Source organism: Micromonospora sp. NPDC003241 (assembly GCF_053589795.1).
This window is the reverse complement of the sequence record NZ_JBSFSO010000011.1, coordinates 79,754-104,979: the sequence shown is the minus strand read 5'-3', so window position 1 is coordinate 104,979 and position 25,226 is coordinate 79,754. Positions and strand designations below refer to the sequence as shown.

Here is a 25,226-nt window from a genome sequence, read left to right as displayed (position 1 = left end):
ATCGCCGGGGTGTGCGCGTCGCCCGACCCGTGGTCGGAGACGTCACTCGGCGTCCGGGTCAGACCTCGAGGACCTGGCGGCCGTTGTAGGTGCCGCAGACGGAGCAGGCGGCGTGCGGCAGCTTGGCGGACTTGCACTGCGGGCAGGCCACGGTCGCGACCGCCGCGGCCTTCCAGTTCGCCCGGCGGGACCGGGTGTTGCTGCGCGACATCTTGCGCTTGGGGACGGCCACGGTTCTTACTCCTCTGTACGGGTCAGTTGCGACAGGCCCGCCCAACGCGGGTCGATCTGCTGGTGGCTGTGATCGGCCGGCAGATCGTCCAGGTGTACCCCACATTCGGGGCACAGGCCCGGGCAGTCCTGGCGGCAGAGCGGGTTGGTCGGCAGTGCGAGCACCACCGCGTCCCGCACCGCCGGTTCCAGGTCGATCAGGTCTCCCTGCATCCGGCCGACCTCGTCATCCTCGGTGGTGACGTCCGTGGTGCTGTTCTCGTACGCGTACAGCTCCTGGATCGTCACCGACACCGAGTCGTTGATCTCGCGCAGGCAGCGACCGCACTCGCCCCGGACCTGACCGCTGACGGTCCCCGAGACGAGCACGCCCTCGGACACCGACTCCATCCGCAGATCGAGGTCGAGGTCCGCGCCCTCCGGCACGCTGATCAACTCCACGCCGAGGTCCGCCGGTGCCGGGACCACCCGTGTGACGGTACGCAACGCACCAGGCCGGCGCGGTAGCTCCCTCGTGTCGAGGACCAGCGGCGACCTGGGGTCGAGTGAAATGGGTGAGTTCTTGGGCATAGTCAGACTCCGGCCGGTGAGAGGCCGACAAACGAGGTTACCTGCACCGGCGGCCCACCGTCGAACCGGGGCCGGCCTGGGCTACCCCGGCGTCGGCAGGGATGCCAGCGGCGGCACCTGCCGGGACGGACGCCACCGGGCCGCGTCGGCGGCAGGCTCGGCGGCGGTACGCCCGCTCCGGCGGGTACCGACCGTGGGGTCAGAAGGGCAGCGGGCGCTCCGCCTCGTCACCGCCGAAGGTGCCGATCTCGCGCAGCGCGTGCATCTTGTCCCGGCCGCGTTCGATGGAGGCCAGCGCCCGGGTGAGGAACTGCTCGAAGTTGGCCAGGGCGGTGTCGACGTAGTCGTCGACCTCCTCGCGCAGTCGCTGCGCCTCGGCACGCGCCTCGGCGATGATCCGGGCGCCCTCGTGCTCGGCGGAGACCGTGATCTCGTTCACCGAGACCAGGCGGGCGTGTTCCGCCTCACCCTCGCTGATGATCCGGTCCGCCTCCCGCTTGCCCGCCTCCATGATCTTGTCCCGCTCCTCCAGCAGGGCGGCGGCGCGGCGCAGGTCGGCGGGCAGCTCGGCGCGCAGTTCGTCCAGGGCCGCGATCATCTCGCCCCGATCGACCATGCAGTTGTTGCGCGACATGGGCACGGAGCGCGCCTGCTCCACCATGGCGATCATTTCGTCGATGCGGTCGAGCGGGTCCACCGGTACCTCACTCCTGTCGTTCGTCGGGCCGACCTACATCATGCGGGCTGCGGCCAAGTTCCCGCTTCATCCAATGATGTCGTCCCGACACCCCCGCGACACCCCACCCCTCCCCCGGCGCGTCGCGCCCGGCCCCCTTCGCGGCGCCTGCGGCAGGGTGCCGCCGGACGCCGACGACGGCCCGGGTCGCGGCGCGTACCGCGTCAGGACGGCGGGGTCAGGCGGGCCTTCAACGCCTCGCGGACCAGGTCGGGGACGTGCGGGCTGACGTCCCCGCCCCACTTGGCCACGTCCTTGACCAGGCTGGAGGAGAGGAAGGAATAGAGCGGGTTGGTCGGCATGAACAATGTCTCGACCCCGGCGAGGCCGATGTTCATCTGGGCCATCTGCAACTCGTAGTCGAAGTCGCTGACCGCCCGGATGCCCTTGATCAACACCGTCGCCCGCTGGGCCCGGCAGAAGTCCACCAGCAGCCCGCGGAACGACTCCACGCGGACGTTGTCGTAGGAGGCGGTCACCTCGCGGAGCATCTCGATCCGCTCCTCGACGGTGAACACGCCCGTTTTCGACTGGTTGATGAGCACACCGACGATCACCTCGTCGAACAGTCGGCTGGCCCGACCGATGATGTCGAGGTGACCGTTGGTGACCGGGTCGAACGAGCCGGGACACACCGCACGTCTCATGATCGGCGACCGTACCAAAGGGTGGTCTCGCCGTACCGGCGACTGCGCAGGCCAGTGACGCCTTCCACCCACTCGACCGGGTTGCCGCGACTGGAGCGCTCGACCACGAGCAAGGCGTCCGGCGCGAGCCAGCCGCCGTCGACCAACCCGGCGAGCATCGCGGTGACGCCGTCGTCCGGCAGCGCGTACGGCGGGTCGGCGAAGACCACGTCGTACGGGTCGCCCTCCGGCCCGCCGGCCAGCACGGTGGCGACCTTGCCGGTGACCAGTCGCGCCGCGGGCCCGGCGCGCAGCACCGCGATGTTCTCCCGGATCACCCGCGCGGCACGCGCGTCGGACTCGACCAGCAACACGTGCGCGGCCCCCCGGGACAGCGCCTCCAGGCCGACCGCGCCGGATCCGGCGTACAGGTCGGCGAAGCGCGTCCCGTCCAGGTCGACCTCCGCCTGCACCGCGCTGAACAACGCCTCGCGGACCCGGTCCGAGGTCGGACGGGTGCCGGCACCCGGCGGCGCGGCGATCCGCCGGCCACCGAGGCTCCCGGCCACGATCCGGGTCACCCTTCGCTCCTGCTCATGCCCCTGACGCTACGCGAGGACACGATGACCGTGGCGACGAGTACGCCGCCCCGGACGCCCGTCGACTGTCCGATCCGGACGCGAACAGCCCTCGATCGATCACCGGCCGTATATCAATGATCTCGCATTCATAACATCATCCTTAGCCCCCGCTGAGGACTGTCCCGTTCCACACGATCTCGCTAGGGTCTGCCCCGGTGCCGGCGTTCTGACGCCGCCGGCCATCGACACGGGCGGCACCTCTCCCGGCGCGGCACACTCCGCCGGCGTCGTCCTGTCCCGCCCGTGCCGACCCGACGCTTCTTCACCCCGGGAGTACGCGTGATCCGACCCAAGCTGTCGCTCCGGCGGCCGCTGGCTGTCCTGGCAGCCGCCCTCATCGGCTCGACCGGAGCAGTGGCGCTGGCCAGCCCGGCCAGCGCTCACCACACCACCATCTCCGCCACCGTCGCCTGCGACCAGCGCAGCGGCGAGCGGGTGATCACCTGGAAGGTGGTCAACAGCGAGCGCCGGAAGACCGCCACCATCACGAACGTGACGGCCAACCCGGCGACCACGGTCGTGCTCGCCCCCGAGGGTGCCGACGCTGCCGAACTCAAGGGCACGGCGATCCCGAAGGCCGGTTTCGTCGAGGGCGTCCAGCGCGTGCCCGGCGACACCACGAGCGCCACGCTCACCGTGGACGCGGCCTGGTTCCAGGAAGGCGACTCCCGGCGGAACAAGGCGCCGAGGTCGTCGGATTCCAAGACCATCAAACTCGACGCCGACGGCGCGTGCGCCCCGGCACCGAAGTGCGTCGACGCCAGCGACGCCAAGTACAGCCACACGTTCGACGGCCCGAAGGGCACGGCGACCGTGAAGCTGGAGGGCGACCAGCCGCTCTGCGGTGACGCGAAGCAGTACTTCACGCTGGTGTCGTACTTCGCGCCGCGCCCGCAGTTCGCCACCCCGCAGTACGTCTACGGCACCCCGGCCAGCGACTACCTCGGCGGCAACCAGACCGAGATCGAGCTGAACGTCGGCGTTCCGGACTGCCACACCCAGGTCGACCTGATCTGGGGCGGCGTGGACGAGGTCATCGACCCGCTGGTCGAGAACGGCAAGCGCTACGGCGACAAGAAGCTCGGCGAGAAGGGCGCGCCCGGCAACCGCTCGTCCGGCCCGCAGGGCTGGTACAACGGCGGCAGCAAGAACTGCACCACCCCGGCGTCCACCTTCGCCTCCGCCTGCGACGGCACCGTGGCCGTCTCGCTGAGCAACGACGGCTCGCTCTCCCGGTACGCCGTCGAGTTCGAGGTGCGCGGCGAGAACGGCTGGTCCAAGAAGGTCACCGTCGAGCCGGGCAAGGCCGACAACGAGACCGTGGTGCCCGCCGAGAACGCCGGCAAGATCGAGGTGCTGGTCGACGGCAAGGTCATCGAGGGCGGCACGTACACGTGGCAGCGCCCCGAGGACTGCCCGCTGCCGACCGTCACCACCGACGCCGACTGCGAGACCTTCGCGCTGACCGCCTCGAACCCGGAGGGTGGCGTGCCGGTCAAGGTGGACTTCACCTACGGCGACAAGACCGAGAGCCGGACCGTCGCGCCGGGTACCTCGGAAAAGGTCACCTTCAAGGCCGGTGACGACGAGGCGGCCCTGGTCGTCCTGCCGGACCTGGGTCTGGAGCTCGAGGTCGTCTACGCTCCCGAGGGCTGTGGCGGTGGCGGCGGCGGCGAGGAGCCCCCGGGCCTGCCGGTGACCGGTGCGGCGGCCGGCGGCATCGCCGCAGGCGCGATCGCCCTGCTGGCGGTCGGCGCGGTGCTGTTCGTGATCGCCCGGCGGCGTCGGATCCACTTCACCGCCTGAGCCGAGCTGAGGGGCCCCTCCCGCGACTGAGGCGGGACCCCGGCGAAGCCTGAATCCAAGGGCGCGCCGACCACCCGGTCGGCGCGCCCTCGGCGTCCGCGCGCCCTCGGCGTCCGCGCGCCCTCGGCGTCCGCGCGCCCTCGGCGTCCGCACCCCCTCGGCGTCCGCACCCCCTCGGCGTCCGCACCCCCTCGGCGTCCGTGCGCCTGTCCGGTCCCCGCACACTTCGCGGCCCATGGTCGTGCTCGATCCAGGATCGAGTGCCTTCCCAGACGTGTCGAGGCCACTCGATCCTGGATCGAGCGTGATCAACGCAGGCGGCGCTCAGCACAGGCGGCGCTCAGCACAGGCAGCGCTCAACGCAGGCAGCGCTCAACGCAGGCAGCGCTCAACGCAGGCAGCGCTCAACGCAGGCAGCGCTCAACGCAGGCAGCGCTCAACGCAGGCGGCGCTCAGCGCAAGCAGTCAGCGCAGGCGGCGCTCAGCGCAGGTGCTCAGCCCTTTTCGAGGTACTCCGCGCGGTCCGCATCGACCAGGGCGGCGACCGACGCGGCCAGGGCCGGGTGCCGGGCCAGGTCGGGGTCCTCCTCGACCATCTCGATCGCCTCCGCCCGCGCGTCACGGATCAGGTCCGCGTCGCGCAGCAGCGACAGCAGCCGCAGGTGCGAGCGGCGGCCGGACTGCGTCGCGCCCAGCACGTCGCCCTCCCGCCGCTGCTCCAGGTCGAGCTCCGCGAGCTTGAAACCGTCGGTGGTGGAGGCGACCGCGTCCAACCGCTCGCGGGCACTGCTGCCCTCGGTCGCCTCGCTCACCAACAGGCAGAGCCCGGGCGCGCTGCCCCGGCCCACCCGGCCCCGGAGCTGATGGAGCTGGGAGACGCCGAACCGGTCGGCGTCCAGCACCACCATCATCGTCGCGTTGGGCACGTTCACGCCGACCTCGACCACGGTCGTGGCCACCAGGACGTCCAGGTCCCCGTCGGCGAAGGACCGCATCACCGCGTCCTTCTCGTCGGCGGGCAGTCGACCGTGCAGGACGCCGATGCGTACCCCGTGCAGTGGTCCCTCGGCCAGCAGCGGAGCGACCTCGGTCACCGCAAGCGGCGGACGGCGGCCGTTGTCGTCCAGCTCCGGCGGCTCCTCGTCGCCGCCGGACTTCGCGTCCGCCTCCCCGATCCGGGGGCACACCACGTACGCCTGATGCCCCTTGCCGACCTCCTCGCGCAGTCGGCGCCAGGCCCGGTCGAGGAAGGCGGGCTTCTCGGCGGCCGGCACGACGTGCGAGGCGATCGGCGAACGGCCCTGCGGGAGCTGGGACAGCGTGGAGATCTCCAGGTCGCCGTAGACCGTCATGGCCACCGTCCGGGGGATCGGCGTGGCGGTCATCACCAGCACGTGCGGCGGCTGGTCGGCCTTGGCCCGCAACGCGTCCCGCTGTTCGACGCCGAACCGGTGCTGCTCGTCGACCACCACCAGTCCCAGGTCGGCGAAGTCGACGCCCTCGTAGAGCAGGGCGTGGGTGCCGAGCACGATGCCCGCCGCACCACTGGCCACCTCGGCGAGCGCCCGCCGCCGGGCCGCCGCGCCCAGGGAGCCGGTGACCAGTTCCACCCGGGTGGCCTGATCGGCGGCACCGAGCTGACCCGCCTGCGCGAGCGGGCCGAGCAGGTCGAGCATGCCCCGGTGGTGCTGGGCGGCGAGCACCTCCGTCGGGGCCAGCAACGCCGCCTGACCGCCCGCGTCCACCACCTGGAGCATGGCCCGTAGCGCCACCACCGTCTTGCCGGAGCCGACCTCGCCCTGCAACAGGCGGTGCATCGGATGGTGGGTGGCCAGGTCCGCCGCGATCTCCACGCCGACGTCGCGCTGGCCCCCGGTGAGCTCGTACGGCAACCGGGCGTCGAACGCGTCCAGCAGCCCGCCCGGCCGTGCCGGGCGGGCCCGGGCCGGCCAGGCGGCGGCCTGCTGCTTGCGGCGGACCAGGGTCAACTGCACGGCGAACGCCTCGTCCCACTTCAACCGGCGCCGGGCGCGGTACAGGTCCTCGCGGCTGGACGGCCGGTGGATCTCGCGCAGGGCGATGTCGAGGCCGATCAGGTTGCGGGTGGCCCGCACGGTGGCGGGCAACGGGTCCTCCGGCGGCTCCACCGTGTCCAGCACCACCCGTACGCAGCGGGCGATCACCCAGGTCGGTACGGCGGCAGCCGCCGGGTAGACCGGGATCAGCGCACCGGCGAACTCCTCCACCTGCTCGTTGGCCGCGGCCTCCCCGTCGGTCTGGTCGCCGAGCAACACGTACTCGGGTCCGTTGAGCTGCCGCTTGCCACGGAACTCGGTGACCTTGCCGGCGAACATGCCCCACCGACCCGGGCGCAGCTCCCGCTCCCGCCATGCCTGGTTGCCGAAGAAGGTGAGGGTGAGCGTGCCGCCGGAACCGTCGCCGACGGTCACCTCCAGCAGGTTGCCTCGACGCTGACGCATCGGGCGTACCGCGGTGCGCTGCACCTGGGCCAGCACGGTGACCTGCTCCCCGACGTCGAGCGCGCGGATGTCGGTGTGCTCGCCGCGCTCGTCGTACCGGCGCGGGAAGTGATAGAGCAGGTCACCGGCGGTGTGCAAGTCGAGGTGGCCGGCGAGCGCCTTGGCGGTCCGGTCACCGACGAGCTTCTTGAGCGGCGTGTCCACGGTGGACGCATCCGAGGTCATTCGACACCTACCAGCAGGGGATAATGCGGCTGTCCGCCCGGATACGTGTGCACCTCCACGAAGGGCCACCGGCCGACGATGTGCGTACGCACCGCCTCGGCCAGCCCGTCCGGCGCGTCCGCGCCGACGAGCAGGGTGACCAGTTCGCCGCCGCCGCCGAGCATCCGGTCGACCAGGGCGACGCTGGTCTGCACCAGATCGGTGCCGATCAGGTGCACCTCCCCCTCGACCAGGGCGAGTACGTCACCGGCGCGGCACGGACCGGCGACGGTGAGCGCGTCCCGGCCGGCCCGGCACACCTCCGCGTGCCGGCAGGCCCCGGCGGCCTCGGCCATCGCGATCACGTCGTCCTCGAAGCGCCGACCCGGGTCACGGACGGCGAGCGCGGCGAGCGCCTGCACCGGTGACCGGGTGGGCACCACGCTGACCTTCACGCCCGACCGGTGTGCCTCCACCGCGACCTGGTTCGCCACCGCCTGCGCCTTCGGGTCGTTGGGCAGCACCACGACCCGCGCCGCCCCGGTCGCGCGGACCGCGTCGAGCAGTTCGCCGGTGGACGGGTTGCCGGGCACCACCACCGCGCCCTCACCGGCCAGCAGCTCGGCGATGCCGGGCCCGGTGGCCACCACCACGGCCCCCCGGCCGTCGGGCGCCGGACCCGTCGCGGCTGCCCGGACCGCGTCGAGCGCCGGGACCGGCACGGAGGCCAGAGTTCCGCCGGGCGCCGCGCCGGGGGCCGGGACCACACCGGCGGTCGAGGTCGCGTCGGGGGCCGAGGTCGGGGCCGCGCCGGAGGCCAGGGTCGCGCCGGGGACCGGGGCCGCGCCGGGGGGCGAGGTCGGGGCCGCGCCGGGGGCCGGAGTCGTGCCGGGCGCCGGGGTGTTGTCGAGAGCTGAGGCGGCGTCGGAGGCCGGGGTCGCCTCGGGGGCACGCTGGTCGGCGAAGCGGGTCACCGAGATCTGGTACGGGCGGCCGGCCACCACACCCGCCTCGATCGCCGCCCCGATGTCGTCGACGTGCACGTGCACCTGCCAGGTCCCGCCGGTCGGGCTGCCGTCACCGACCACCACCAGGGAGTCGCCGAGCGCGTCCAACTCGTCGCGCATCCTCCGCACCGCCTCGGGCTCGGCGTCGAGGAGGAACTGCACCTCGTAGGCGTACCCGGCGGACATGGTCTCCCGAGCGGCGGCCAGTGGCACCGGCCGGGGAGTCGGCGTGCAGGTCACCGGGTTCTCCCCGGTGACCACCTCGACCAGCGCGTCCAGCAGCAGGCTGAACCCCCGCCCACCGGCGTCGACCACACCGGCCCGGGCCAACGCCGGCAGTTGCTCGGGCGTACGCGCCAGGGCCGTCGCCGCGCCGGACGCGGCGGCCCGCGTCACCGTGGGCAGCGCGCCGTCGGCGACCCGCGCGGCCGCGTCGGCGGCGGCTGACGCCACCGTCAGTAGGGTGCCCTCCTCCGGCCGGGCCACCGCCGCGTACGCCGCGTCGCTCGCCACGCGCAGGGCGGCGGCCAACTCCCGTCCGCGCACCTCGGGGACGGGGCCCAGCGCGTCGGCGAGGCCGCGCAGGATCTGCGACAGGATCACGCCGGAGTTGCCCCGGGCCCCGAGCAGCGCGCCCCGGGCCAGCAGCCGCAGGGCGTGCCCGTGCGCGGTCGAGGTGCCGTCCGCCCCGGTGTCGAGATCCATCGCCAGGGCCTGCTGGGCCGAGGTGAGGGTGAGCACCAGGTTGGTGCCGGTGTCGCCGTCGGGCACCGGATAGACGTTGAGGTCGTCGATCTCCCGCTGGTGCCGCTTGAGCGTGGCCAGCCCGCTGGCACACCAGCGGCGCACGGCGGCGGCATCGAGGGTGTCCAGCACGGTGGAAGCCTACTGGCGTAGGGTGACAGTCGCCGGGCGTGTCACGTCGCGGCCGGATCCACGTGCCACTCGGCCCACAAGCCACTTGGCCGGACCCGGGTGCCACTCGGCCGGATCCGCCGTGCCGGGCGGCCGGGCTCCCGGTGGGGCCGGTCCTGGTGCCGGACGGCGGCCGCCGAGGCCGGGCCGGGGCCGATTGGGCAGCCGGTTCCACCATCGGGTACCCTGGCCAGGTTGCCCGGGCAGCACCTGCCGGCGACCTCATGAACGTTTCAAACCCAGGAGTATCCCGTGGCTAGCGTGTGCGACGTCTGTGGCAAGGGACCGGGCTTCGGCCACAACGTGTCCCACTCGCACCGGCGGACCAACCGCCGCTGGAACCCGAACATCCAGTCGGTGCGTACCCCCGCCGGTGGCGGCACGACCAAGAAGCTGAAGGTCTGCACGTCCTGCATCAAGGCGGGCAAGGTCGCGCGCGCCTGACGCGGGATCACACTGTCGTTCGATGCCGGTGGGCCGATGGCCCACCGGCATCGTCGTGTCCGCGCCCGGAAGGTCCGCACCGGCGGCAGCGCCGGCACCGAACCGGCGGCGGCGCCGTCGCTGATGTTAGGAAGGGTCCCCTGCTATGCACCAGGCGTTAGCAGGGGACCCTTCCTTACATCTCAGAACATCTCAGAACGTCTCAGAGCGTGCGGCCGAACGACAGGCAGCCGGGCTCGGCGGCGTAGAACCCGAAGTTGGGGATCCGCTCGTAGCCGGCACCGGTGTACATCGCGATCGCCTCGGGCTGCCGGTCGCCGCACTCCAGGATGAGCCGCTTGCGGCCGTGCTCGCGGGCCGAGCGCTCGATGGCCGCGAGCACCGTCCGGGCCACCCCTCGGCCACGGGCCTGCGGCGCGGTGTACATCCGCTTCAGCTCGGCGGTGTCGCCCTGGTCGCCGTGACTGCGCCAGCCGCCGCAGCCGACCGGCTGCCCGTTTAAATGGGCGACCAGGAACGCCCCGGCCGGGGGTGCGAACTCGTCGGCGTCGACCGGGGTCTCGTCGCCGCTGCCGCCGTAGCGGGCGCCCAGATCGGCCAGCGCGGCGGTGATCAACCGCTGCGCGACCGGGGAGTCGAAGGGCACCACGTGGATCTCGATCTGCTGCACAGGTAAAGGGTACGACCCGGCCTGCCCCTTACCGGGCGGGGTCACCGGAAGTGATCCCAGCCGCCCGGACCGTCGAACGGTCGCCCGTCCACGGTCACCCCGGAGCCCTCCCCGACCCGGCCGACCACCCGCCAGTCGGCGGGCAGCGCCGTGGTCGGCGGGAAGGTCGCCACCAGGGCGTGATCGTCGCCACCGGCCAGCAACCAGGAGTACGGGTCGACGCCGAGCGCCTGCGCGGCGTCCCGCATCTGCGGCGGCACCTCGAAGGCGTCCCGGGTGAGGTCGACGGTCACCCCGCTGGCCCTCGCCACGTGCCCGAGGTCGGCCAGCAGCCCGTCGGAGACGTCGATCATCGCGGTGGCACCGAGCCGGGCGGCCTGCGGCCCGGCCGGATAGGGCACCTCCGGCCGCCGGTACGCCTCGACCAGCAGCCGGGGCGTCCGGAACCCCCGGGAGAGCACGGTGAATCCGGCCGCCGCGTACCCGGTGCGACCGGCCAGGGCGACGAGGTCCCCGGGTCGCGCACCGGCCCGGGTCACCGGGGCACGACCACCCAGGTCACCCAGGGCGGTGACCGCGATGGTCAGGGTGGGGCTGGCCGACATGTCCCCGCCCACCACGCTGGCGCCGACCTCGGCCGCCTCGGCACCGAGCCCGTCGGCGAGCTGCTCCACCCAGTCGGTGGCCGCGTCGGCCGGTACGCAGAGCGCCACCAACAGCGCGGTCGGGTCGGCGCCCATCGCCACCACGTCCGCGAGGTTCGCCGCCGCCGCCCGGCGCCCGATGTCGTACGCGCCGGACCAGTCCCGGCGGAAGTGCCGCCCCTCCACCAGGACGTCCGTCGAGGCGACCACCCTGGCGTCGGGCGCAGCGACCACGGCCGCGTCGTCACCGGGGCCGAGCAGCACCGTGGAGCCGTACGACAGGCGGGAGGTCACCCGGTCGATCAGCCCGAACTCGCCGACACCCGCCACGCTCACGCCGCCGCTCCGTCACGCCCCGTGCCGACGGGGGACGTCGTCGCGTTGAGCCGCTCAGCTCGCTCGCTCACTGCTTCTCCTTGGCCACCGATAGGGATCACCCCTGGTCCGTAAGGTACTTTCTCCCTTCGGGCCGCTTGACGGCGGCGACGGAGGGAGGTCGAGCGTGGTACAGGCGTACATCCTCATCCAGACAGAGGTCGGTCGGGCACGTGACGTGGCCGGTCTCATCGCGGATCTCGCCGGTGTGGTCCGGGTCGACGCCGTCACCGGGCCGTACGACGTGGTCGTGCTCACCGAGGCCAACACCGTCGATGAGCTGGGCAAGCTCATCGTCAGCAACGTGCAGATGGTGCCCGGCATCACCCGCACCCTGACCTGTTCGGTGGTGCGACTGTAAGTGGACGAGACCACCGAGAAGCCGGCCGACGGGGACCGCTCCGAGGGCGCGAAGGCGCCCGACCGCACGAACCGCTCCGCCGCGCTGATCGCCACCGCCGTGGCGCTGCCGGTGGCGCTGCTGGTGGGCGCGGTCGCCTGGGCCAATATCCCGTCGAGCGAGCCGACCGCCGCACCCACGGCGTCACCGAGCACGGCCGCTCCCCGGTCCACCACCCCGGTCGAGATGGCGGCTCCCGAGCTGGCCGAACGACCGACCGTGGTCTGTCGCGCCCTGTTGTCACAGCTGCCGGACACCGTCCGTGACCTGTCGCAGCGGCCGGTCTCGGCCGGTCCCGAGCAGAACGCCGCGTACGGCGATCCGGCAATGACGGTGGCCTGCGGTGCCCAACGGCCCGCCCTGGCCCGCGACGCGCACCTCTACCTGGTCAACTCGGTCTGCTGGTTCGCGGTGGAGGGGCCGGACGCGACGGAGCTGACCACGGTCGACCGGGAGACGGAGGTGACCCTGCGGGTGCCGCACTTCTACGGCGAGGCGTTGCAGTGGGCCGCCCCGATCTCCGCGACCATCGTCGAGTCGATCCCGTCGGGCGACTCGAAGCCCACCGGCTGCACCGCCTGACCCACCTGCCGACGGCGGGCCGCCGCCCCGGTGGCGGGCCCGCCGCGTCGGGGTGGGGACTCAGTACTGCCCGGGTCCGCGGGTGAGCGCGGTGCGGATCAGCCGGTCGATCAGCTTCGGGTACTCCAGGCCGGCCGCCGCCCACATCCGGGGGAACATCGACGTCGGCGTGAAGCCGGGCATCGTGTTGATCTCGTTGAGATAGACGTCCAGTTCCGGGGTGACGAAGAAGTCGGCCCGGGCCAGGCCGGCGCAGTCCAGGGCGGTGAAGGCCCGGACGGCGTAGTCGCGCACCTCTCGGGTGACCCGGTCGGGCAGGTCGGCGGGGAGGTCGTACTCGCAGGCGGACGCCGCGTCGATGTACTTGGCCTCGAAGTCGTAGAACTCGTAGTCGCCGACCACCCGCACCTCGGCGAGCACGGACGCCTCGGGCGTCCCGCCGGCCTCGCCCTCCAGCACGCCGCACTCGATCTCGCGACCGACGATGGCGCTCTCGACCAGCACCTTGCTGTCGATCTCCCGGGCGAAGGCGATCGCCGCCTCCAGGTCCGCCCAGTCGCTGACCTTGCTGACGCCGAACGAGGACCCGGCCCGGGAGGGCTTGACGAAGACCGGTAGGCCGAGCCGCTCCTTGTCCGCTTCGCTGAGCGTCATTCCGCTGCGCAGCACCGCGTACGGGACGACCGGGATGCCCTCGGCGGCGCAGAGCTTCTTGGTGAACTCCTTGTCCATCGCGGCAGCCGAGGCGAACACCTTCGCCCCGACGTACGGGATGCCGGCCATCTCCAGCATGCCCTGGATGGTGCCGTCCTCGCCGTACGAGCCGTGCAGGACCGGGAAGACCACGTCCACATCGGCCAGCGCGCGGGGGCCGTCGGCCGGGTCGAGCACCAGCAGGCCGCTGCCGGTCGGGTCGGCGCGCAGCACCACGTCCACACCGGACGCGGCGGTGATCTCCGGCAGCTGACGCGCGCTGATCGCCAGTTGGGCGGGGTCGCCGTTGGTCAGCACCCACTGCCCGGCCCGGGTGATGCCCACCGGCACCACTTCGAACTCGTCGGGGTCCAGCGCGGCGAGCACGCTCCCGGCACTGACACAGGAGATGCCGTGTTCCGGACTGCGGCCGCCGAAGACGATCGCCACGCGGGTCTTGCCTGGGGTGGTCACTGCGGTCACCTTTCCGGGACGCACTGCTGGCGCTCTCCCGGATGACCTTACTGTGCGTGGCGGAGCCGGGTGGCCGATACCCTGCGGGAACACGGGATGACAGCATTCGGTCAACGCGACATATACGGTGCGTTACCGGGGCAGCTCAGCCGACCAGTTCCCGCTCGCCGAACGCGTGCCGCCGGCCGATGGCGATCACCTTGACCCGCTGCCGGCCCGCGCGCACCATGCCCAGGGCCATGAACGCGCCGGCGATCCGGTCCGCCGCCTCCCGGCTGCTCGCGCCGACGACCTGGCGTCGCCGCTCCGGGGTGACCCGCTCGTTGCGACCGTCCATCTCGTATGGACGGACGTCGGTCAGGACTACCAGGAAACGTGTCATCGCCGGCCGCCGAGGCGCTCGGCGCACACCCGCTGACCAGTTCGCACGTCGATTCCCTTCCGGTGGCCGACAACTGGCGCGGCACGCGGCGGTCGGGTACGGGGGAATAACCCGACCGCCGCGCGCCCCATCCCCTCCGGTCGCTCACCACCACCGTCGCCACGACAACCGGCGGTGAGGACGCGCTAACAGACTGACAGGTCCATGGGCATGAATGCAACTCTCACCGACGTTCTCTCATGTACAGAGTCCCAAATACGTGCGACCATCGATGCATGGCACCGAAGACCGCTCGCGCTCGCCGGTTGGGCCTCGCGCTGCGCCACCACCGGGAAGCCGCCGGCCTCACCTTGGAGGCCGCGGCCGACGAGATCAACAGCACCCGTAGCACGCTCTCCCGCTACGAGAACGCGCAGACACTGGTCAGCCCCGCCACCGTGCGGGCGCTGCTCACCCTCTACGGCGTCAAGGCCGAGGACGTCGCCGCGGCCGTCGCGCTGGCCAAGGACGCGCGCAAGCCCGGCTGGTGGGTCTCGTACTCGTACCTGCTGGACCGGCGCACCATCGACTTCATCGCGTTGGAGGCCGAGGCCACCGGCATCGCCAACTTCGAGCCGTCGGTGATGCCGGGTCTGTTGCAGACCGCCGACTACATCCGCGCGGTGATGCGGGGCGGACCGCACACGCTCAGCGACAACGACGTCGAGGAGCGGGTCCACATGCGGCTCGACCGGCAACAGCGGGTCTTCGAGCAGGACCCGCCGATCTTCGACGCGATCCTCGACGAGGCGGCGCTGCTGCGTCCCGTCGGCGACGAGTCGGCCATGCAGGGGCAGCTCAACCATCTGCTCAAGATGAGCGATCTGCCGAACATCACCGTGCAGGTGATCCCGCTGGTCGCCGGTTACCACCGGGGCACCCGAGGTTCGCTGCACATCCTCGAGTTCGCCGACCCGGAGGACCCGATCATCGCCTCGGTGGAGACCGTCGCCGGCCAGATGATCCTGGATCGGCCCGGTGACCTGCGCACCTGCACCAAGATCATGGAACACCTGCGGACTGTCGCACTCAGCCCGACGGACAGCCGTGACCTCCTGCTGAAAACCCTGAAGGGACGGTAAGAGAATGACACCGACGACCAACACCGTGGTGGCCGTGGCCGGGTGGCGCAAGAGCAGCCACAGCGGCGACGAGGGAGCCTGCGTGGAGGTGGCGGTCGTTCCCGGGACGGTGGCCGTACGCGACTCCAAGGACCCGGACGGCCCGCTGCTGCACTTCCCGCCGACCGCCTGGACCACCTTCGCCCAGTCGCCCCCGACCCGCTGACCCGGGTCCGCACCCCCTGAGCCGTACCACCACACCAGGACCGCTGACCGGGCCGGTAAGGGCACCGCCGGCCCGGTCAGCCTCGGCTCGGGTGCCGACGCGCTTCCCCACCGGTGCTACCTTCACGGCCGACGTTGCCGCCCAGCAGCCGGGGGTCCGTGTGGAGAGAAGGTACGGCGTCCTGACCGCCGTCGTCGTGGCGACGGCCAGTCTCGCCATCATCGGTTCCCTCGCCGGCTACTACCTGGCCGATCCACGGTCGCCGTCCGTCGAGGCCGGATCGGACCAGAGCCCGGAGAACGTGACGGACCGCAGCGGGACTCCCGCCCGGGACGCGGACGACGCTTCGCCGACCCCGGCGGGCACCGACCGGCAGACGTACCGGCTCGACCGCCAGATCTACCAGCAGTCGTCGTTCAGCCTCACGCTGACCGGTGCCGAGACCTCCGCCGGCACGCTGCGACTCACCTTCCGCTACCGCAACGACTCGCTGCTGCCGTGGCCGTTGAGCTGCCCGAGCCGCGAGGACGACCTGAACTCCTCCGCGTTGACCCTCGCCGACGGCCGCACCGTACGCCCCACCGACACCTGGTGTGCCGCCGAACGGGCCGGCGAGACGGTCACCGTCGCCCCGGGACAGTCGACCGACACGTGGGGCGCCTTCCCGGTGTCCCCGTCCCCCACCGAGCCCTTCTCGCTGAGCTGGTACGACTTCCCGGTCCTCGAAGACGTCCGACTGGGCTGACCGGCGACCGGGATCAGTCGCCGACCAGCGGACGGGGTCAGTCGCCGACCAGCGGCAGTGGTGCCGGCAGGTCCCGGGCCGCCTCCAGTGCGGCGAGCGCGACGCCCCGCGCACCGGCCATGTCTCGCTCCGGCACCAACGCGAACGTGGCCAGGGCGGCCTGCTCCGCGCGGAGCGCGGTGTGCTCGCGTACCGCCGTGAGGAACCAGTCGCGGAACTCCGGGACCGTCTCCACCACGCCACCACCGACAAAGTACGCGTGCGGATCCGTGAAGTTCGCCGCGATGGTGAACAGCGCGCCGAGCGCCCGTGCCTGCTGCGCGAAGATCTCCCGGGCCATCTCGTCGCCGCGCTCGCCGTAGCCGCGTACCAGCTTGGCCGCCCGAGCCGGTGACTCGTCGGCCAGCGGGTGACCCGGAAAGCGCGTCAGCCAGTACGGCAACAGGTTGCGGCCGATCGCGGTCAGCGAGGCCACGCTCTCCACGTCACCGGCGAAACCGCAGGCGCAGGTCGGTACCGGCTGCTCCGGGGCCAGCACGGTGGTCAGCGGGATCTGCACGTGCCCCAGCTCACCGGCCATGCCGGCCGCGCCGGACACCACCCGGCCGTTCTCCACCACGCCGCCGCCCAGCCCGGTGCCGACGATCGCCGACACCGACGACCGCCGCATCGCGTCGGCACCGAAGTGCACGTGGTGGGCGTAGAGCGCGGCCGCGTTGCCGTCGTTGTGATACACCACCGGCAGCCCGAGTCGGCGCTCCAGCGCGCCCCGCACGTCGTACCCGCGCCAGGCCGGCTGGGAGAAGTTCGTCGAGCCCTTCGACGAGATCACCCCGGTGGCGCTGGCCGGGCCCGGCGTGTCCAGCCCGACCGCCCGGACCGACTCGCGGGGCACCCCGGTCCGGGTCAGCACGCCGTCGAAGGCCCGTGCCATCGCCGCCACCGCCGCCTCCGGCCCGGCCTGCACCTCGCTGGGCGTCTCCACCAGCTCGTCCACCAGGAACCGCCCGTCGAGGGTCAGGACCGTGGTGTTGTTGCTCGTTCCTCCGTTGTCGATCCCGACGACCACCGGCACCGCTGCGCCACTCACCCGAAACCCGCCTCCCGCCGTCCGAACCTGACGCGAGGTTAGTTCTCGGTCCGCCGGCCCGCCATGCTTGCCGGGCCGTTCCCGTCCCGGTGTCCGGCACGGACCGGCTGGCGGGCGGTCATCGCGGTGGCCCCCAGATCGGCGTCGCGGAGCACCTCCGGCACCAGACCGACCCCGGTCAGCACCGTCCACAGCTCGTCCACCTGGTCCTCGCCCACCTCCACCACCAGGTGTCCGCCGGGGGCGAGCCAGCGCGACGCGGTGGTGGCGACCCGGCGCAGCACCGCCAGGCCGTCCGGGCCGCCGTCCAGCGCCACCGGCGCCTCGTACCGACGGGACTCGGGCGGCAGCAACGGCAGCGCCGCCGTCGGCACGTACGGGGCGTTCGCCACCACCAGGTCCAGGGCACCCCGGCAGGCGGCCGGCAGCGGCGTGAACAGGTCACCGCGGAGCACCGGCACCGCCAGGTCGGCCAGGTTCCGTCGGGCGCAGGCCACCGCCGCCGGATCCAGGTCGACCGCGGCCACCAGCCGGGGCGCGGTGAGCCGACCGGCCAGCGCCCGGGTCACCGCACCGGAACCGCAGCACAGCTCCACCACGGCCGCGCCCGGTCCGGTCACCGCCACCGCGGCCGAGACCAGCAGCGCGGTACGCGACCGGGGCACGAAGACCCCCGGCCGTACGCCGATCCGCTCGCCGCAGAACTCCGCCCAGCCGAGCACGTACTCCAACGGTTCGCCGGCGACCCGCCGGTCGACCAGCCCGGCCAACGTCTCCGGGCTGTCGGCCCCCTCGACCAGCAGGCGACTCTCGTCCTCGGCCCAGACACAACCGGCCTCCCGCAGCCGGCGCGCCAGGGCGTCGATCTCGGCCGGGGAGACGGGCTCCATCAGGCTGCCGCGTCCAACGCGGCCGTGACGTCGGCGACCAGGTCGACGGTGTCCTCCACCCCGCAGGAGAGTCGGACGAAGCCGGGTGCGGTGTCGTCGCCCCACTGCGCGCGCCGGTCGGCGGTGGTGTGCAGGCCGCCGAACGAGGTCGCCGCCCCGACCAGCCGGGCCGCGTCGAGGAACCGGGCGACCCGGTCGGCGTCGGCCAGGTCGAAGGAGAGCACCCCCGGCATCCGCCGCAGTTGCCGCGACGCCACCGGGTACGCCGGGTCGTCCGGCAGTCCCGGCCAGCGCACCCCCGACACGTCGGGGCGGGCCACGAGCAGTCGGGCCAGCGCCTCGGCGTTCGCCGTCTGCCGGGCCAGCCGCAGGTCGAGCGTGGCCAGCGAGCGGTGGGCCAGCCAGGCGTCGAACGCCCCGGGCACCGAACCGGTGACCGTCCGCCAGCCGGTGGCCTGCTCCAGCAACGGCGTCGACCGGGTCGCGAGGTAGCCGAGCAGCAGGTCGGAGTGCCCGGTCAACGCCTTGGTGCCGGAGGCCACCACCAGGTCCGCGCCGAGGTCGAGCGGACGCTGACCGAGCGGGGTGGCGGTGGTGTTGTCCACCGCCAGCAGGGCGCCGGCCGCGTGCACCCGCTCGGCCAGGGCGGGCAGGTCCACCACGTCGAGTCCCGGGTTGGCCGGCGTCTCCACCAGCACCAGGCGTACCCCGGTGAAGTCCGGGTACGGCCCGGCGGTCGGCGCGAACAGCACCCGGACCCCGTTGCCGGCCAGTGTGTCGGTGGCGAACGCGCGCACCGGGAAGTAGCCGTCGGCGGGCAGCACCACGGTGTCACCGGCCCGCAGCACCGCCAGCAGCAGGCCGGTGATCGCCGCCTGGCCACTGGCGAAGACCCGGCAGTCGCCGCCCTCCAGCTCGCCGATCGCCGCCTCCAGCAGGCGACGGGTCGGGTTGTCCGGCCGCCCGTAGCCGTTCGGCGCCGCCGCCGGTCCCTGCCGGGGATCCAGGTGGTACGGCGCGGCGAAGACCGGACCGGGCAGGAAGGGCGCGCCGGGCGTCGGCTCGGGCAGACCCGCGTGTACGCAGCGGGTGCCGTCACCGGCCGACCCGAACGTCCGGTCGTCCGGCTCGGGGGAAGGGGAACGCATCTCGTCCACGCGGCTCACTCCGGCTTGGTGGTGCGGCTCATCAGCGCCCGGACCGCGCGCCGCGGGTCGACGCCCTCGTGGCAGACCAGCTCGACCTGCTCGGTGATCGGCATCTCCACCCCGTGCGCGCGGGCCAGGTCCCGGATCGCCAGCGCGCTCTTCACGCCCTCGGCGGTCTGCCGGGTCGCCACCCGCGCCTCCTCCAGCGTCGCGCCCCGACCCAGGTGCTCGCCGAAGGTGCGGTTGCGGGCCGACGGCGACGAGCAGGAGGCGACCAGGTCACCCATGCCGGCCAGGCCGGCGAAGGTGAGCGGGTCGGCACCGAGGGCCACCCCGAGCCGGGCCGTCTCGGCCAGTCCCCGGGTGACCAGCATCGCCCGGGTGTTGTGACCGAACCCCATGGCGGTGGCGATGCCGTACGCCAGGGCGATCACGTTCTTCACCGCCCCGCCCAGCTCGCAGCCGATCACGTCGTCGTTCGTGTACGGCCGGAAGTACGGCGTGGTGATCGAGTGCTGCACCTGCGCGGCACGGTCGGCGTCGGTGCCGGCGACCACGGTGGCGGCCGGCTGCTCGGCCGCGATCTCCGGGGCCAGGTTGGGCCCGGAGACCACCACCACGCGGTCCGCCGCCACACCGGCGGTCTCCACGATGACCTCGCTCATCCGCTTGGTGGTGCCGAGCTCGATACCCTTCATCAGCGAGACCAGGGTGGCGTCGGGGTGCAGGTGACCGACCCACTCGGCGAGGTTGCCGCGCAGCGTCTGCGACGGCACCGCCAGCACCACCATCTCGGCGCCCTCGATCGCCTCGGCGGCGTCACCGGTGCCGGTGACCCGCTGCGGCAGCACCACTCCCGGCAGGTACTCCGGATTGCACCGTTCGTCCCGGAGGACGTCGGCGATGGACTGTCGCCGCGCCCAGATCGTGACGTCCCGCCCGGCGTCGCCGAGGATCTTGGCGAACGCGGTCCCCCACGACCCGGCCCCCAGCACCGCCACATGTCCGCTCATGCCGGCACTCCGCTTCGCTGCGTGCCGCCACGAGGCACCACCGCACCGCGCTGACGATTCACTCGCTGACGCTCGCTCATGCCGGCACTCCGCTTCGCTGCGTGCCGCCACGAGGCTGACGCTCGCTCATGCCGTCGCCTCGGGGCGGTCGGCGTTGGCGTTGGCGCGGGAGGTGCGCTGCCACAGCGGCGGAGGTGTGCCGCCCCGGATCTCGGCGAGCAGGTCCCGCACCCGCAGCATGATCACGTCGGTCATCTCCTCCAGCACCGCCCGGCTCGGCGCGGCGCCGGCCCAGCGACTCAGGTCGACCGGCGGACCGGCCACCACGCTGACCGGGATGCGGGGGCGCGGGTTCAGCCGGGCCCGGCGCGGGTCGAAGATCTGCTCCGGGCCCCACATCGCCACCGGCACGACCGGGGCACCGGTGGTCAGCGCCAGCCGGGCCGCGCCGGTCTTGCCCTTCATCGGCCACAGGTCCGGCTCCCGGCTGGTGGTGCCCTCCGGATAGATGATCACCGCCGCGCCCTCGCTCAGCGCCTTGACCAGGGCTTCCAGCGACTTGGCCGCGTCGACCGAGCCGCGCTCCACCGGGATCTGGCGGCACCGTTGCAGGATCCAGCCGACCACCGGGACCTTGAACACGCTCGCCTTGCCGAGGAACTGCGGCCACCGGCCGGCGTCGTAGACGAAGTGCGCCGACACCAGCGGATCGGCGTGCGAGATGTGGTTCGCCACGATGATCACCGGACCGTCCTGCGGCAGGTGCTCCATGCCCCGCCAGGTACGCCGGGTCCAGACGGTCACCACCGGCTTGACCAGCACCACGGCGAACCTCCGCCAGAACCCCAGCCTGCGCCGACCCACCGTGCCTCCTCGTGCCCACCCCGACCCGCCCACCGGAGAGATCCGGTGACGCCCGCAGCCGAAATCATGCCTGTTCGCCCCTGGTACGGCCAGTGAGGGTACCGCCGCCGGGCTGGCAGGATGACAGGTGTGAGTCAGCCCTGGAGCGTGGTGGTGCCGGTCAAACGCCTGGTCGCCGCCAAGTCGCGGCTGCGTGGCGGGCTGCCCGGCGTACCCCACGAGGAGCTGGCGCTGGCGCTCGTGGCCGACACCCTCGACGCGGTGCGGGCCTGTCCCGAGGTGGTCGAGGTGCTCGTGGTCACCGACGACGCCCGGGTCCGGGCCGAGGCCCTCGCGGCCGGGGCGCGGGTGCTGGCGGACGTCGCGGACGCCGGACTCAACGGCGCGTTCCGGCACGGTGCGGCACAGGTGTCCGGTCCGGTGGCCGGGATCACCGCCGATCTTCCGGCGCTGCGTCCGGTAGAGCTGGCGGCGGCGCTGCGCGCGGCGCGGGACGCCCCACCCGGCGTCCGCTGCTTCGTGGCCGACGCGCCGGGTACCGGCACCGTGCTGCTGACCGCGCCGGCCGACGTGCCCCTCGGGCCGTGTTTCGGGCCTGGTTCGGCCGCGGCGCACGCGGCGAGCGGCGCCCGGCTGCTGGCCGGCGACTGGCCCAGCCTGCGCCGAGACGTGGACATTCCGGACGACCTGGCCGCCGCCGCCCGGCTCGGGCTCGGGCCGCGCACCGCGCGACTGGCCGCCGGCTGCCTCACCGGCTGAGCCACCCCTGCGGTGTACGGTGCTGGGCATGCAGGGCACGGTGGCGACCTTCGACGCGGCGACCCGCAGCGGGCTGCTGCTGCTCGACGACGGCACCGAGCTGTCCTTCCCGGCCCGCGCCTTCGACGCCTCCGGGCTGCGGCTGCTCCGGCTCGGCCAGCGGGTCCGCGTCGAGACCGACGCCGACGGGGACGTGATCCGCGTGACCCTGCCGACGATGTCCTGACCTACCCAGCGGAAGTTCATTTTGCGTTAACCCGAGTCGGGTGATTATGAGCAGGTGAGCACCCCTCGCGAACGCCACGCCAGTCCCGCCGGCACCGACGACGACACCAGCCGCGACGCAGGTCGCTCCCGGGGATCAGACGGGCGCTTCCGCCGTACCCGGCCGACCAACGACCTGAACGGCACCGACCCGGCCGCCGCCTCCACCGGGCTGGAGGAGGTGATCGACCCGGTGTCCGGGCCGGGTGCCACGGAACCCTCCGGCGACGAGCCGCCGCCGGTCCGGCCGCTGCCGGAGGACCGGTTCCTCAACCGGGAGCTGTCCTGGCTCGACTTCAACGCCCGGGTCCTGGCGCTGGCCGAGGACCCGCGCACCCCGCTGCTGGAGCGGGCGAAGTTCCTGGCCATCTTCGCCAGCAACCTGGACGAGTTCTACATGGTGCGGGTGGCCGGGCTCAAGCGCCGGCTCTCCGCCGGCCTGCCGGTGCGCGGCGGCGACGGCATGCCGCTGCGTACCCAGTTGGCGCTCGTCGCCGAGAAAGCCGCCACCCTGGTCACCCGGCACGCCACCTGCTTCGTCGACGACGTGCTGCCCAAGCTCGCCGACGAGGACATCCGGATCCTGCGCTGGTCCGACCTGGGTGACGCCGAGCGGGACCGGCTGCGCGCCTACTTCCGCGAGCAGATCTTCCCGGTGCTCACCCCGCTCGCGGTCGACCCGGCCCACCCGTTCCCGTACATCTCCGGTCGGTCGTTGAACCTGGCCGTGTCGGTGCGCGACCCGGACGGCGGGCCCGAGTTGTTCGCCCGGGTGAAGGTGCCCAACAACGTGCCCCGGTTCGTCCGCGTCGACCGGGACCAGCCCGGGGTGCGGATGGTGCCGGTCGAGGACGTCATCTCGGTGCACCTCGGCCAGCTCTTCTCCGGCATGCAGGTGGTGGAGTGCCACCTGTTCCGGGTCACCCGCAACGCCGAGGTGGAGGTGGACGAGGACCGCGACGAGGACCTGCTCCAGGCGCTGGAACGGGAGCTTGCCCGGCGTCGCTTCGGCCCGCCGGTCCGGCTGGAGGTGGCCGCCTCCATCTCCGACCACATGCTGGAGCTGCTCGTCCGCGAACTGGACATGGACGCCCAGGACGTACTGCGGGTCCGGGGCCTGCTCGACCTCTCGGCGCTCTGGCAGTTGTACGGCGAGGCCGACCGGCCCGACCTCAAGGACCCGCCGTTCGTGCCGGCCACCCATCCCCGGCTCGCCGAGGGCGAGGTGCCGCGCAGCGTCTTCGCCACCCTGCGCGACGGGGACGTGCTGGTGCACCACCCGTACCACTCGTTCGCCACCAGCGTGCAACGCTTCGTGGAGCAGGCCGCCGCCGATCCGAACGTGCTGGCCATCAAGCAGACGCTCTATCGCACCAGCGGCGACTCGCCGATCGTGGACGCGCTGGTCGACGCCGCCGAAGCGGGCAAGCAGGTGGTGGTGCTGGTGGAGTTGAAGGCGCGGTTCGACGAGGTGGCCAACATCGGGTGGGCGCGCACCCTGGAACGGGCCGGCTGTCACGTGGTCTACGGCCTGGTCGGGCTCAAGACACACTGCAAGACCGCGCTGGTGGTACGCCAGGAGGGCAACCAGATCCGGCGCTACTGCCACATCGGCACCGGCAACTACCACCCGAAGACGGCCCGGCTCTACGAGGACTTCGGCATGCTCACCGCCGACCCGGAGATCGGGGCCGACCTGACCGACCTGTTCAACGTGCTGACCGGTTACAGCCGGCAGACCGCGTACCGGCGGCTGCTGGTGGCGCCGCAGGGCATCCGCAGCGGCCTGATCGAACGCGTCGAACGGGAGATCGCCCACGTCCGGCTGGGCATGCCGGGACTCGTGCAGTTCAAGGTGAACGCGCTGGTCGACGAGGAGATCACCGACGCGTTGTACCGGGCCTCCCAGGCCGGCGTCCACGTCGACCTCATCATCCGGGGCATGTGCACGTTGCGTCCCGGCGTACCGGGGCTGTCGGAGAACATCCGGGTCCGCTCGATCCTCGGCCGGTTCCTGGAACACTCCCGCGTCTTCCGGTTCGGCAACAACGGCGACGCCGAGTTCTGGATCGGCTCCGCCGACCTGATGCACCGCAACCTGGACCGGCGGGTCGAGGCACTGGTCCAGGTCAGCGACCCGGTGGCCCGGGCCGAACTGGACCAGGTGTTCGGTGCCGCGATGAGCCCCGACATCGACGCGTTCGAGTTGGCCGCCGACGGGAGTTGGACCCGGCGTAACGGCACGACCGACGCGCCACCGGCCCACCTGCAGGGGATGCTGCTGCGGCGGGTCGGCAGCACCGCCGGGTGAGCGACGGCGGAATAGGCTGAGCGGATGATCGAGGAGGAACGGCGACGGACCGGATGCCCGACGTGATCGAGATCCGGGCGGCCGGCGGCGTGGTGTGGCGGCCCGGATCGTACGACGACGTCCAGGTCTGTCTGGTGCACCGCCCCCGGTACGGCGACTGGACCCTGCCCAAGGGCAAGCTGGAGCCGGGCGAGCATCCGTTGGCGGCAGCCGTCCGGGAGGTCGCCGAGGAGGCCGACGCGCGGGCCGCGCCCGAGGTGCGCCTGCCCTCGGTGCGGTACCGCAGCGAGGGCAGTCTCAAGGAGGTCGACTACTGGTCGATGCGGGCGATGGGCACCGGCGGCTTCCAGCCGGGCACCGAGGTCGACGCGGTGCGTTGGCTCGACGTGGACGACGCGGTGGCGCTGGCCAGCTACCCGCACGACGCGGAGATCCTGGCCGCGTTCGCCGCCCTGCCCCGGGTCACCGCCACCATGGTGCTGGTCCGGCACGGCCACGCCGGCAAGCGGTTGACCTGGTCCGGCCCGGACACGGCCCGGCCGTTGGACGACCGGGGCTGGTCGCAGGCGCGGGCGTTGGCACCGCTGATCGCGCTGACCTGGCCCAGCCGGCTGCTGTCGGCGTCACCCCGCCGCTGCGTACAGACACTGGACCCGGCCGCCGCGACGCTGGACCTGCCGATCGAGATCAGCGGCGACCTGGACGAGCCCCTCGCCGGCCAGCAGCCCGACGAACGGGTCCTCGCCGCGGCGGCACGGATGGTCGCGCTGGCCGCCGCCGGCGAACGGACGGCGGTGTGCAGCCAGGGCAAGGTGATCCCGGGCGCGCTGGAACGCCTCGCCGGGCAGGACGGCGACTACGACACCGACAAGGGCACGGGCTGGCTGCTCGCCTTCAGCGACGACCGCCTCGTCGCCGCCGACCGGCTCTGATCCG

General features: G+C 72.8%; 26 protein-coding genes and 2 pseudogenes. 11 read left to right on the top strand and 17 right to left on the bottom strand.

Annotation, left to right across the window (positions count from 1 at the left end; translation table 11 throughout):
* Nucleotides 1-58 precede the first annotated feature (58 nt).
* The 5 genes from rpmF to rsmD form a co-directional block, all read right to left on the bottom strand.
* Nucleotides 59-232: a 50S ribosomal protein L32 gene (gene rpmF, locus ACWDVW_RS12250; RefSeq protein ID WP_091435485.1), complete on the bottom strand. Its 174-nt coding sequence runs from the start codon at nucleotides 230-232 to the stop codon at nucleotides 59-61.
* 5 nt (nucleotides 233-237) lie between these two features.
* A complete protein-coding gene (locus ACWDVW_RS12245; protein ID WP_176092952.1) occupies nucleotides 238-801 on the bottom strand; it encodes a YceD family protein in 564 nt (187 codons plus the stop codon).
* Nucleotides 802-1,000: 199 nt separating this feature from the next.
* A complete protein-coding gene (locus ACWDVW_RS12240) occupies nucleotides 1,001-1,498 on the bottom strand; it encodes an SPFH domain-containing protein (RefSeq protein ID WP_131054984.1) in 498 nt (165 codons plus the stop codon).
* Nucleotides 1,499-1,701: 203 nt separating this feature from the next.
* Entirely contained in the window at nucleotides 1,702-2,184 is a 483-nt protein-coding gene (coaD, locus tag ACWDVW_RS12235) for a pantetheine-phosphate adenylyltransferase (protein ID WP_396749157.1), read from the bottom strand.
* The gene (gene rsmD, locus ACWDVW_RS12230; RefSeq protein ID WP_449947307.1) at nucleotides 2,181-2,744 is read right to left on the bottom strand and encodes a 16S rRNA (guanine(966)-N(2))-methyltransferase RsmD; all 564 of its coding nucleotides are present in this window, start codon (nucleotides 2,742-2,744) and stop codon (nucleotides 2,181-2,183) included. Before rsmD ends, coaD begins: the two co-directional genes overlap by 4 nt.
* Nucleotides 2,745-3,083: 339 nt before the next feature.
* Here rsmD and ACWDVW_RS12225 point away from each other — a divergent pair, with 339 nt between their 5' ends.
* Nucleotides 3,084-4,610 carry a cell wall anchor protein gene (locus ACWDVW_RS12225; RefSeq protein ID WP_449947304.1) on the top strand — a complete coding sequence of 509 codons (1,527 nt, stop codon included), beginning with the start codon at nucleotides 3,084-3,086 and terminating at the stop codon, nucleotides 4,608-4,610.
* A gap of 494 nt (nucleotides 4,611-5,104) precedes the next feature.
* Here the strand turns inward: ACWDVW_RS12225 and recG are convergent, their stop codons facing one another.
* The 3 genes and pseudogenes from recG to ACWDVW_RS12210 all read right to left on the bottom strand — a co-directional run.
* Nucleotides 5,105-7,315, bottom strand: coding sequence for an ATP-dependent DNA helicase RecG (recG, locus tag ACWDVW_RS12220; protein ID WP_449947301.1), 2,211 nt, complete (start codon nucleotides 7,313-7,315; stop codon nucleotides 5,105-5,107).
* Nucleotides 7,312-7,986: pseudogene (locus tag ACWDVW_RS12215) on the bottom strand (DAK2 domain-containing protein); the annotation flags it as partial. The gene recG and the pseudogene ACWDVW_RS12215, both read right to left, overlap by 4 nt.
* A gap of 246 nt (nucleotides 7,987-8,232) precedes the next feature.
* Nucleotides 8,233-9,177, bottom strand: a pseudogene (locus ACWDVW_RS12210) (DAK2 domain-containing protein); the annotation flags it as partial.
* Between the two features lie 291 nt (nucleotides 9,178-9,468).
* Here ACWDVW_RS12210 and rpmB point away from each other — a divergent pair.
* The gene (gene rpmB / locus ACWDVW_RS12205; protein ID WP_093401721.1) at nucleotides 9,469-9,660 is read left to right on the top strand and encodes a 50S ribosomal protein L28; all 192 of its coding nucleotides are present in this window, start codon (nucleotides 9,469-9,471) and stop codon (nucleotides 9,658-9,660) included.
* A gap of 202 nt (nucleotides 9,661-9,862) precedes the next feature.
* Here the strand turns inward: rpmB and ACWDVW_RS12200 are convergent, their stop codons facing one another.
* Both ACWDVW_RS12200 and ACWDVW_RS12195 read right to left on the bottom strand, forming a co-directional pair.
* Nucleotides 9,863-10,330, bottom strand: a complete 468-nt coding sequence (locus tag ACWDVW_RS12200; protein WP_449947297.1) for a GNAT family N-acetyltransferase — start codon at nucleotides 10,328-10,330, stop codon at nucleotides 9,863-9,865.
* A gap of 41 nt (nucleotides 10,331-10,371) precedes the next feature.
* Nucleotides 10,372-11,310 carry a thiamine-phosphate kinase gene (locus ACWDVW_RS12195; RefSeq protein WP_449947294.1) on the bottom strand — a complete coding sequence of 313 codons (939 nt, stop codon included), beginning with the start codon at nucleotides 11,308-11,310 and terminating at the stop codon, nucleotides 10,372-10,374.
* Between the two features lie 166 nt (nucleotides 11,311-11,476).
* Here ACWDVW_RS12195 and ACWDVW_RS12190 point away from each other — a divergent pair, with 166 nt between their 5' ends.
* Both ACWDVW_RS12190 and ACWDVW_RS12185 read left to right on the top strand, forming a co-directional pair.
* Nucleotides 11,477-11,710: an Lrp/AsnC ligand binding domain-containing protein gene (locus ACWDVW_RS12190; protein ID WP_088646044.1), complete on the top strand. Its 234-nt coding sequence runs from the start codon at nucleotides 11,477-11,479 to the stop codon at nucleotides 11,708-11,710.
* Entirely contained in the window at nucleotides 11,711-12,331 is a 621-nt protein-coding gene (locus ACWDVW_RS12185) for a DUF3515 domain-containing protein (RefSeq protein WP_449947291.1), read from the top strand.
* Nucleotides 12,332-12,391: 60 nt separating this feature from the next.
* Here the strand turns inward: ACWDVW_RS12185 and ACWDVW_RS12180 are convergent, their stop codons facing one another.
* Nucleotides 12,392-13,498, bottom strand: a complete 1,107-nt coding sequence (locus tag ACWDVW_RS12180; protein WP_449947289.1) for a D-alanine--D-alanine ligase family protein — start codon at nucleotides 13,496-13,498, stop codon at nucleotides 12,392-12,394.
* A gap of 145 nt (nucleotides 13,499-13,643) precedes the next feature.
* The gene (locus ACWDVW_RS12175; RefSeq protein ID WP_396749178.1) at nucleotides 13,644-13,880 is read right to left on the bottom strand and encodes a hypothetical protein; all 237 of its coding nucleotides are present in this window, start codon (nucleotides 13,878-13,880) and stop codon (nucleotides 13,644-13,646) included.
* A gap of 275 nt (nucleotides 13,881-14,155) precedes the next feature.
* On the opposite strand from ACWDVW_RS12175, the gene ACWDVW_RS12170 reads away from it, so the two are divergent.
* The 3 genes from ACWDVW_RS12170 (at nucleotide 14,156) to ACWDVW_RS12160 (ending at nucleotide 15,951) form a co-directional block, all read left to right on the top strand.
* Nucleotides 14,156-15,001 (top strand): helix-turn-helix domain-containing protein, encoded by an 846-nt coding sequence (locus ACWDVW_RS12170; RefSeq protein WP_396749180.1) that lies wholly within the window; start codon nucleotides 14,156-14,158, stop codon nucleotides 14,999-15,001.
* A 4-nt stretch (nucleotides 15,002-15,005) separates the two neighbouring features.
* Nucleotides 15,006-15,206, top strand: a complete 201-nt coding sequence (locus tag ACWDVW_RS12165; protein ID WP_449947285.1) for a DUF397 domain-containing protein — start codon at nucleotides 15,006-15,008, stop codon at nucleotides 15,204-15,206.
* A 91-nt stretch (nucleotides 15,207-15,297) separates the two neighbouring features.
* Nucleotides 15,298-15,951 carry a hypothetical protein gene (locus ACWDVW_RS12160; protein ID WP_449947283.1) on the top strand — a complete coding sequence of 218 codons (654 nt, stop codon included), beginning with the start codon at nucleotides 15,298-15,300 and terminating at the stop codon, nucleotides 15,949-15,951.
* A gap of 37 nt (nucleotides 15,952-15,988) precedes the next feature.
* Here ACWDVW_RS12160 and ACWDVW_RS12155 read toward each other — a convergent pair whose 3' ends face one another.
* From ACWDVW_RS12155 to ACWDVW_RS12135, 5 genes are all read right to left on the bottom strand, one after another.
* The gene (locus ACWDVW_RS12155; protein ID WP_449947280.1) at nucleotides 15,989-17,041 is read right to left on the bottom strand and encodes an ROK family protein; all 1,053 of its coding nucleotides are present in this window, start codon (nucleotides 17,039-17,041) and stop codon (nucleotides 15,989-15,991) included.
* Between the two features lie 38 nt (nucleotides 17,042-17,079).
* Nucleotides 17,080-17,931 carry a putative protein N(5)-glutamine methyltransferase gene (locus ACWDVW_RS12150; protein WP_449947278.1) on the bottom strand — a complete coding sequence of 284 codons (852 nt, stop codon included), beginning with the start codon at nucleotides 17,929-17,931 and terminating at the stop codon, nucleotides 17,080-17,082.
* Nucleotides 17,931-19,079: a cystathionine gamma-lyase gene (locus ACWDVW_RS12145; RefSeq protein ID WP_449947275.1), complete on the bottom strand. Its 1,149-nt coding sequence runs from the start codon at nucleotides 19,077-19,079 to the stop codon at nucleotides 17,931-17,933. Before ACWDVW_RS12145 ends, ACWDVW_RS12150 begins: the two co-directional genes overlap by 1 nt.
* Before the next feature lie 14 nt (nucleotides 19,080-19,093).
* Entirely contained in the window at nucleotides 19,094-20,092 is a 999-nt protein-coding gene (locus ACWDVW_RS12140; protein WP_449947273.1) for an NAD(P)H-dependent glycerol-3-phosphate dehydrogenase, read from the bottom strand.
* Nucleotides 20,093-20,218: 126 nt separating this feature from the next.
* A complete protein-coding gene (locus ACWDVW_RS12135) occupies nucleotides 20,219-20,956 on the bottom strand; it encodes a lysophospholipid acyltransferase family protein (RefSeq protein WP_449947270.1) in 738 nt (245 codons plus the stop codon).
* Nucleotides 20,957-21,085: 129 nt separating this feature from the next.
* Here ACWDVW_RS12135 and cofC point away from each other — a divergent pair, with 129 nt between their 5' ends.
* The 4 genes from cofC to ACWDVW_RS12115 are packed head-to-tail and all read left to right on the top strand — an operon-like array spanning nucleotide 21,086 to nucleotide 25,222.
* A complete protein-coding gene (gene cofC / locus ACWDVW_RS12130) occupies nucleotides 21,086-21,715 on the top strand; it encodes a 2-phospho-L-lactate guanylyltransferase (protein ID WP_449947267.1) in 630 nt (209 codons plus the stop codon).
* Nucleotides 21,716-21,743: 28 nt separating this feature from the next.
* Complete coding sequence (locus ACWDVW_RS12125) at nucleotides 21,744-21,941, top strand: cold-shock protein (RefSeq protein WP_449947264.1); 198 nt, start codon at nucleotides 21,744-21,746, stop codon at nucleotides 21,939-21,941.
* A gap of 54 nt (nucleotides 21,942-21,995) precedes the next feature.
* Complete coding sequence (locus ACWDVW_RS12120; protein ID WP_449947261.1) at nucleotides 21,996-24,290, top strand: RNA degradosome polyphosphate kinase; 2,295 nt, start codon at nucleotides 21,996-21,998, stop codon at nucleotides 24,288-24,290.
* Nucleotides 24,291-24,343: 53 nt separating this feature from the next.
* Nucleotides 24,344-25,222 carry an NUDIX hydrolase gene (locus ACWDVW_RS12115; RefSeq protein WP_449947258.1) on the top strand — a complete coding sequence of 293 codons (879 nt, stop codon included), beginning with the start codon at nucleotides 24,344-24,346 and terminating at the stop codon, nucleotides 25,220-25,222.
* Nucleotides 25,223-25,226 lie beyond the last annotated feature (4 nt).

Coding starts and splice junctions, on each gene's coding strand:
- ACWDVW_RS12245 (WP_176092952.1), bottom strand. CDS start 801: ATGCCCAAGAACTCACCCATTTCACTCGACCCCAGGTCGCCGCTGGTC.
- coaD (WP_396749157.1), bottom strand. CDS start 2,184: ATGAGACGTGCGGTGTGTCCCGGCTCGTTCGACCCGGTCACCAACGGT.
- recG (WP_449947301.1), bottom strand. CDS start 7,315: ATGACCTCGGATGCGTCCACCGTGGACACGCCGCTCAAGAAGCTCGTC.
- ACWDVW_RS12175 (WP_396749178.1), bottom strand. CDS start 13,880: ATGACACGTTTCCTGGTAGTCCTGACCGACGTCCGTCCATACGAGATG.
- ACWDVW_RS12170 (WP_396749180.1), top strand. CDS start 14,156: ATGGCACCGAAGACCGCTCGCGCTCGCCGGTTGGGCCTCGCGCTGCGC.
- ACWDVW_RS12165 (WP_449947285.1), top strand. CDS start 15,006: ATGACACCGACGACCAACACCGTGGTGGCCGTGGCCGGGTGGCGCAAG.
- ACWDVW_RS12150 (WP_449947278.1), bottom strand. CDS start 17,931: ATGGAGCCCGTCTCCCCGGCCGAGATCGACGCCCTGGCGCGCCGGCTG.
- ACWDVW_RS12145 (WP_449947275.1), bottom strand. CDS start 19,079: ATGCGTTCCCCTTCCCCCGAGCCGGACGACCGGACGTTCGGGTCGGCC.
- ACWDVW_RS12140 (WP_449947273.1), bottom strand. CDS start 20,092: ATGAGCGGACATGTGGCGGTGCTGGGGGCCGGGTCGTGGGGGACCGCG.
- ACWDVW_RS12125 (WP_449947264.1), top strand. CDS start 21,744: ATGCAGGGCACGGTGGCGACCTTCGACGCGGCGACCCGCAGCGGGCTG.
- ACWDVW_RS12115 (WP_449947258.1), top strand. CDS start 24,344: ATGCCCGACGTGATCGAGATCCGGGCGGCCGGCGGCGTGGTGTGGCGG.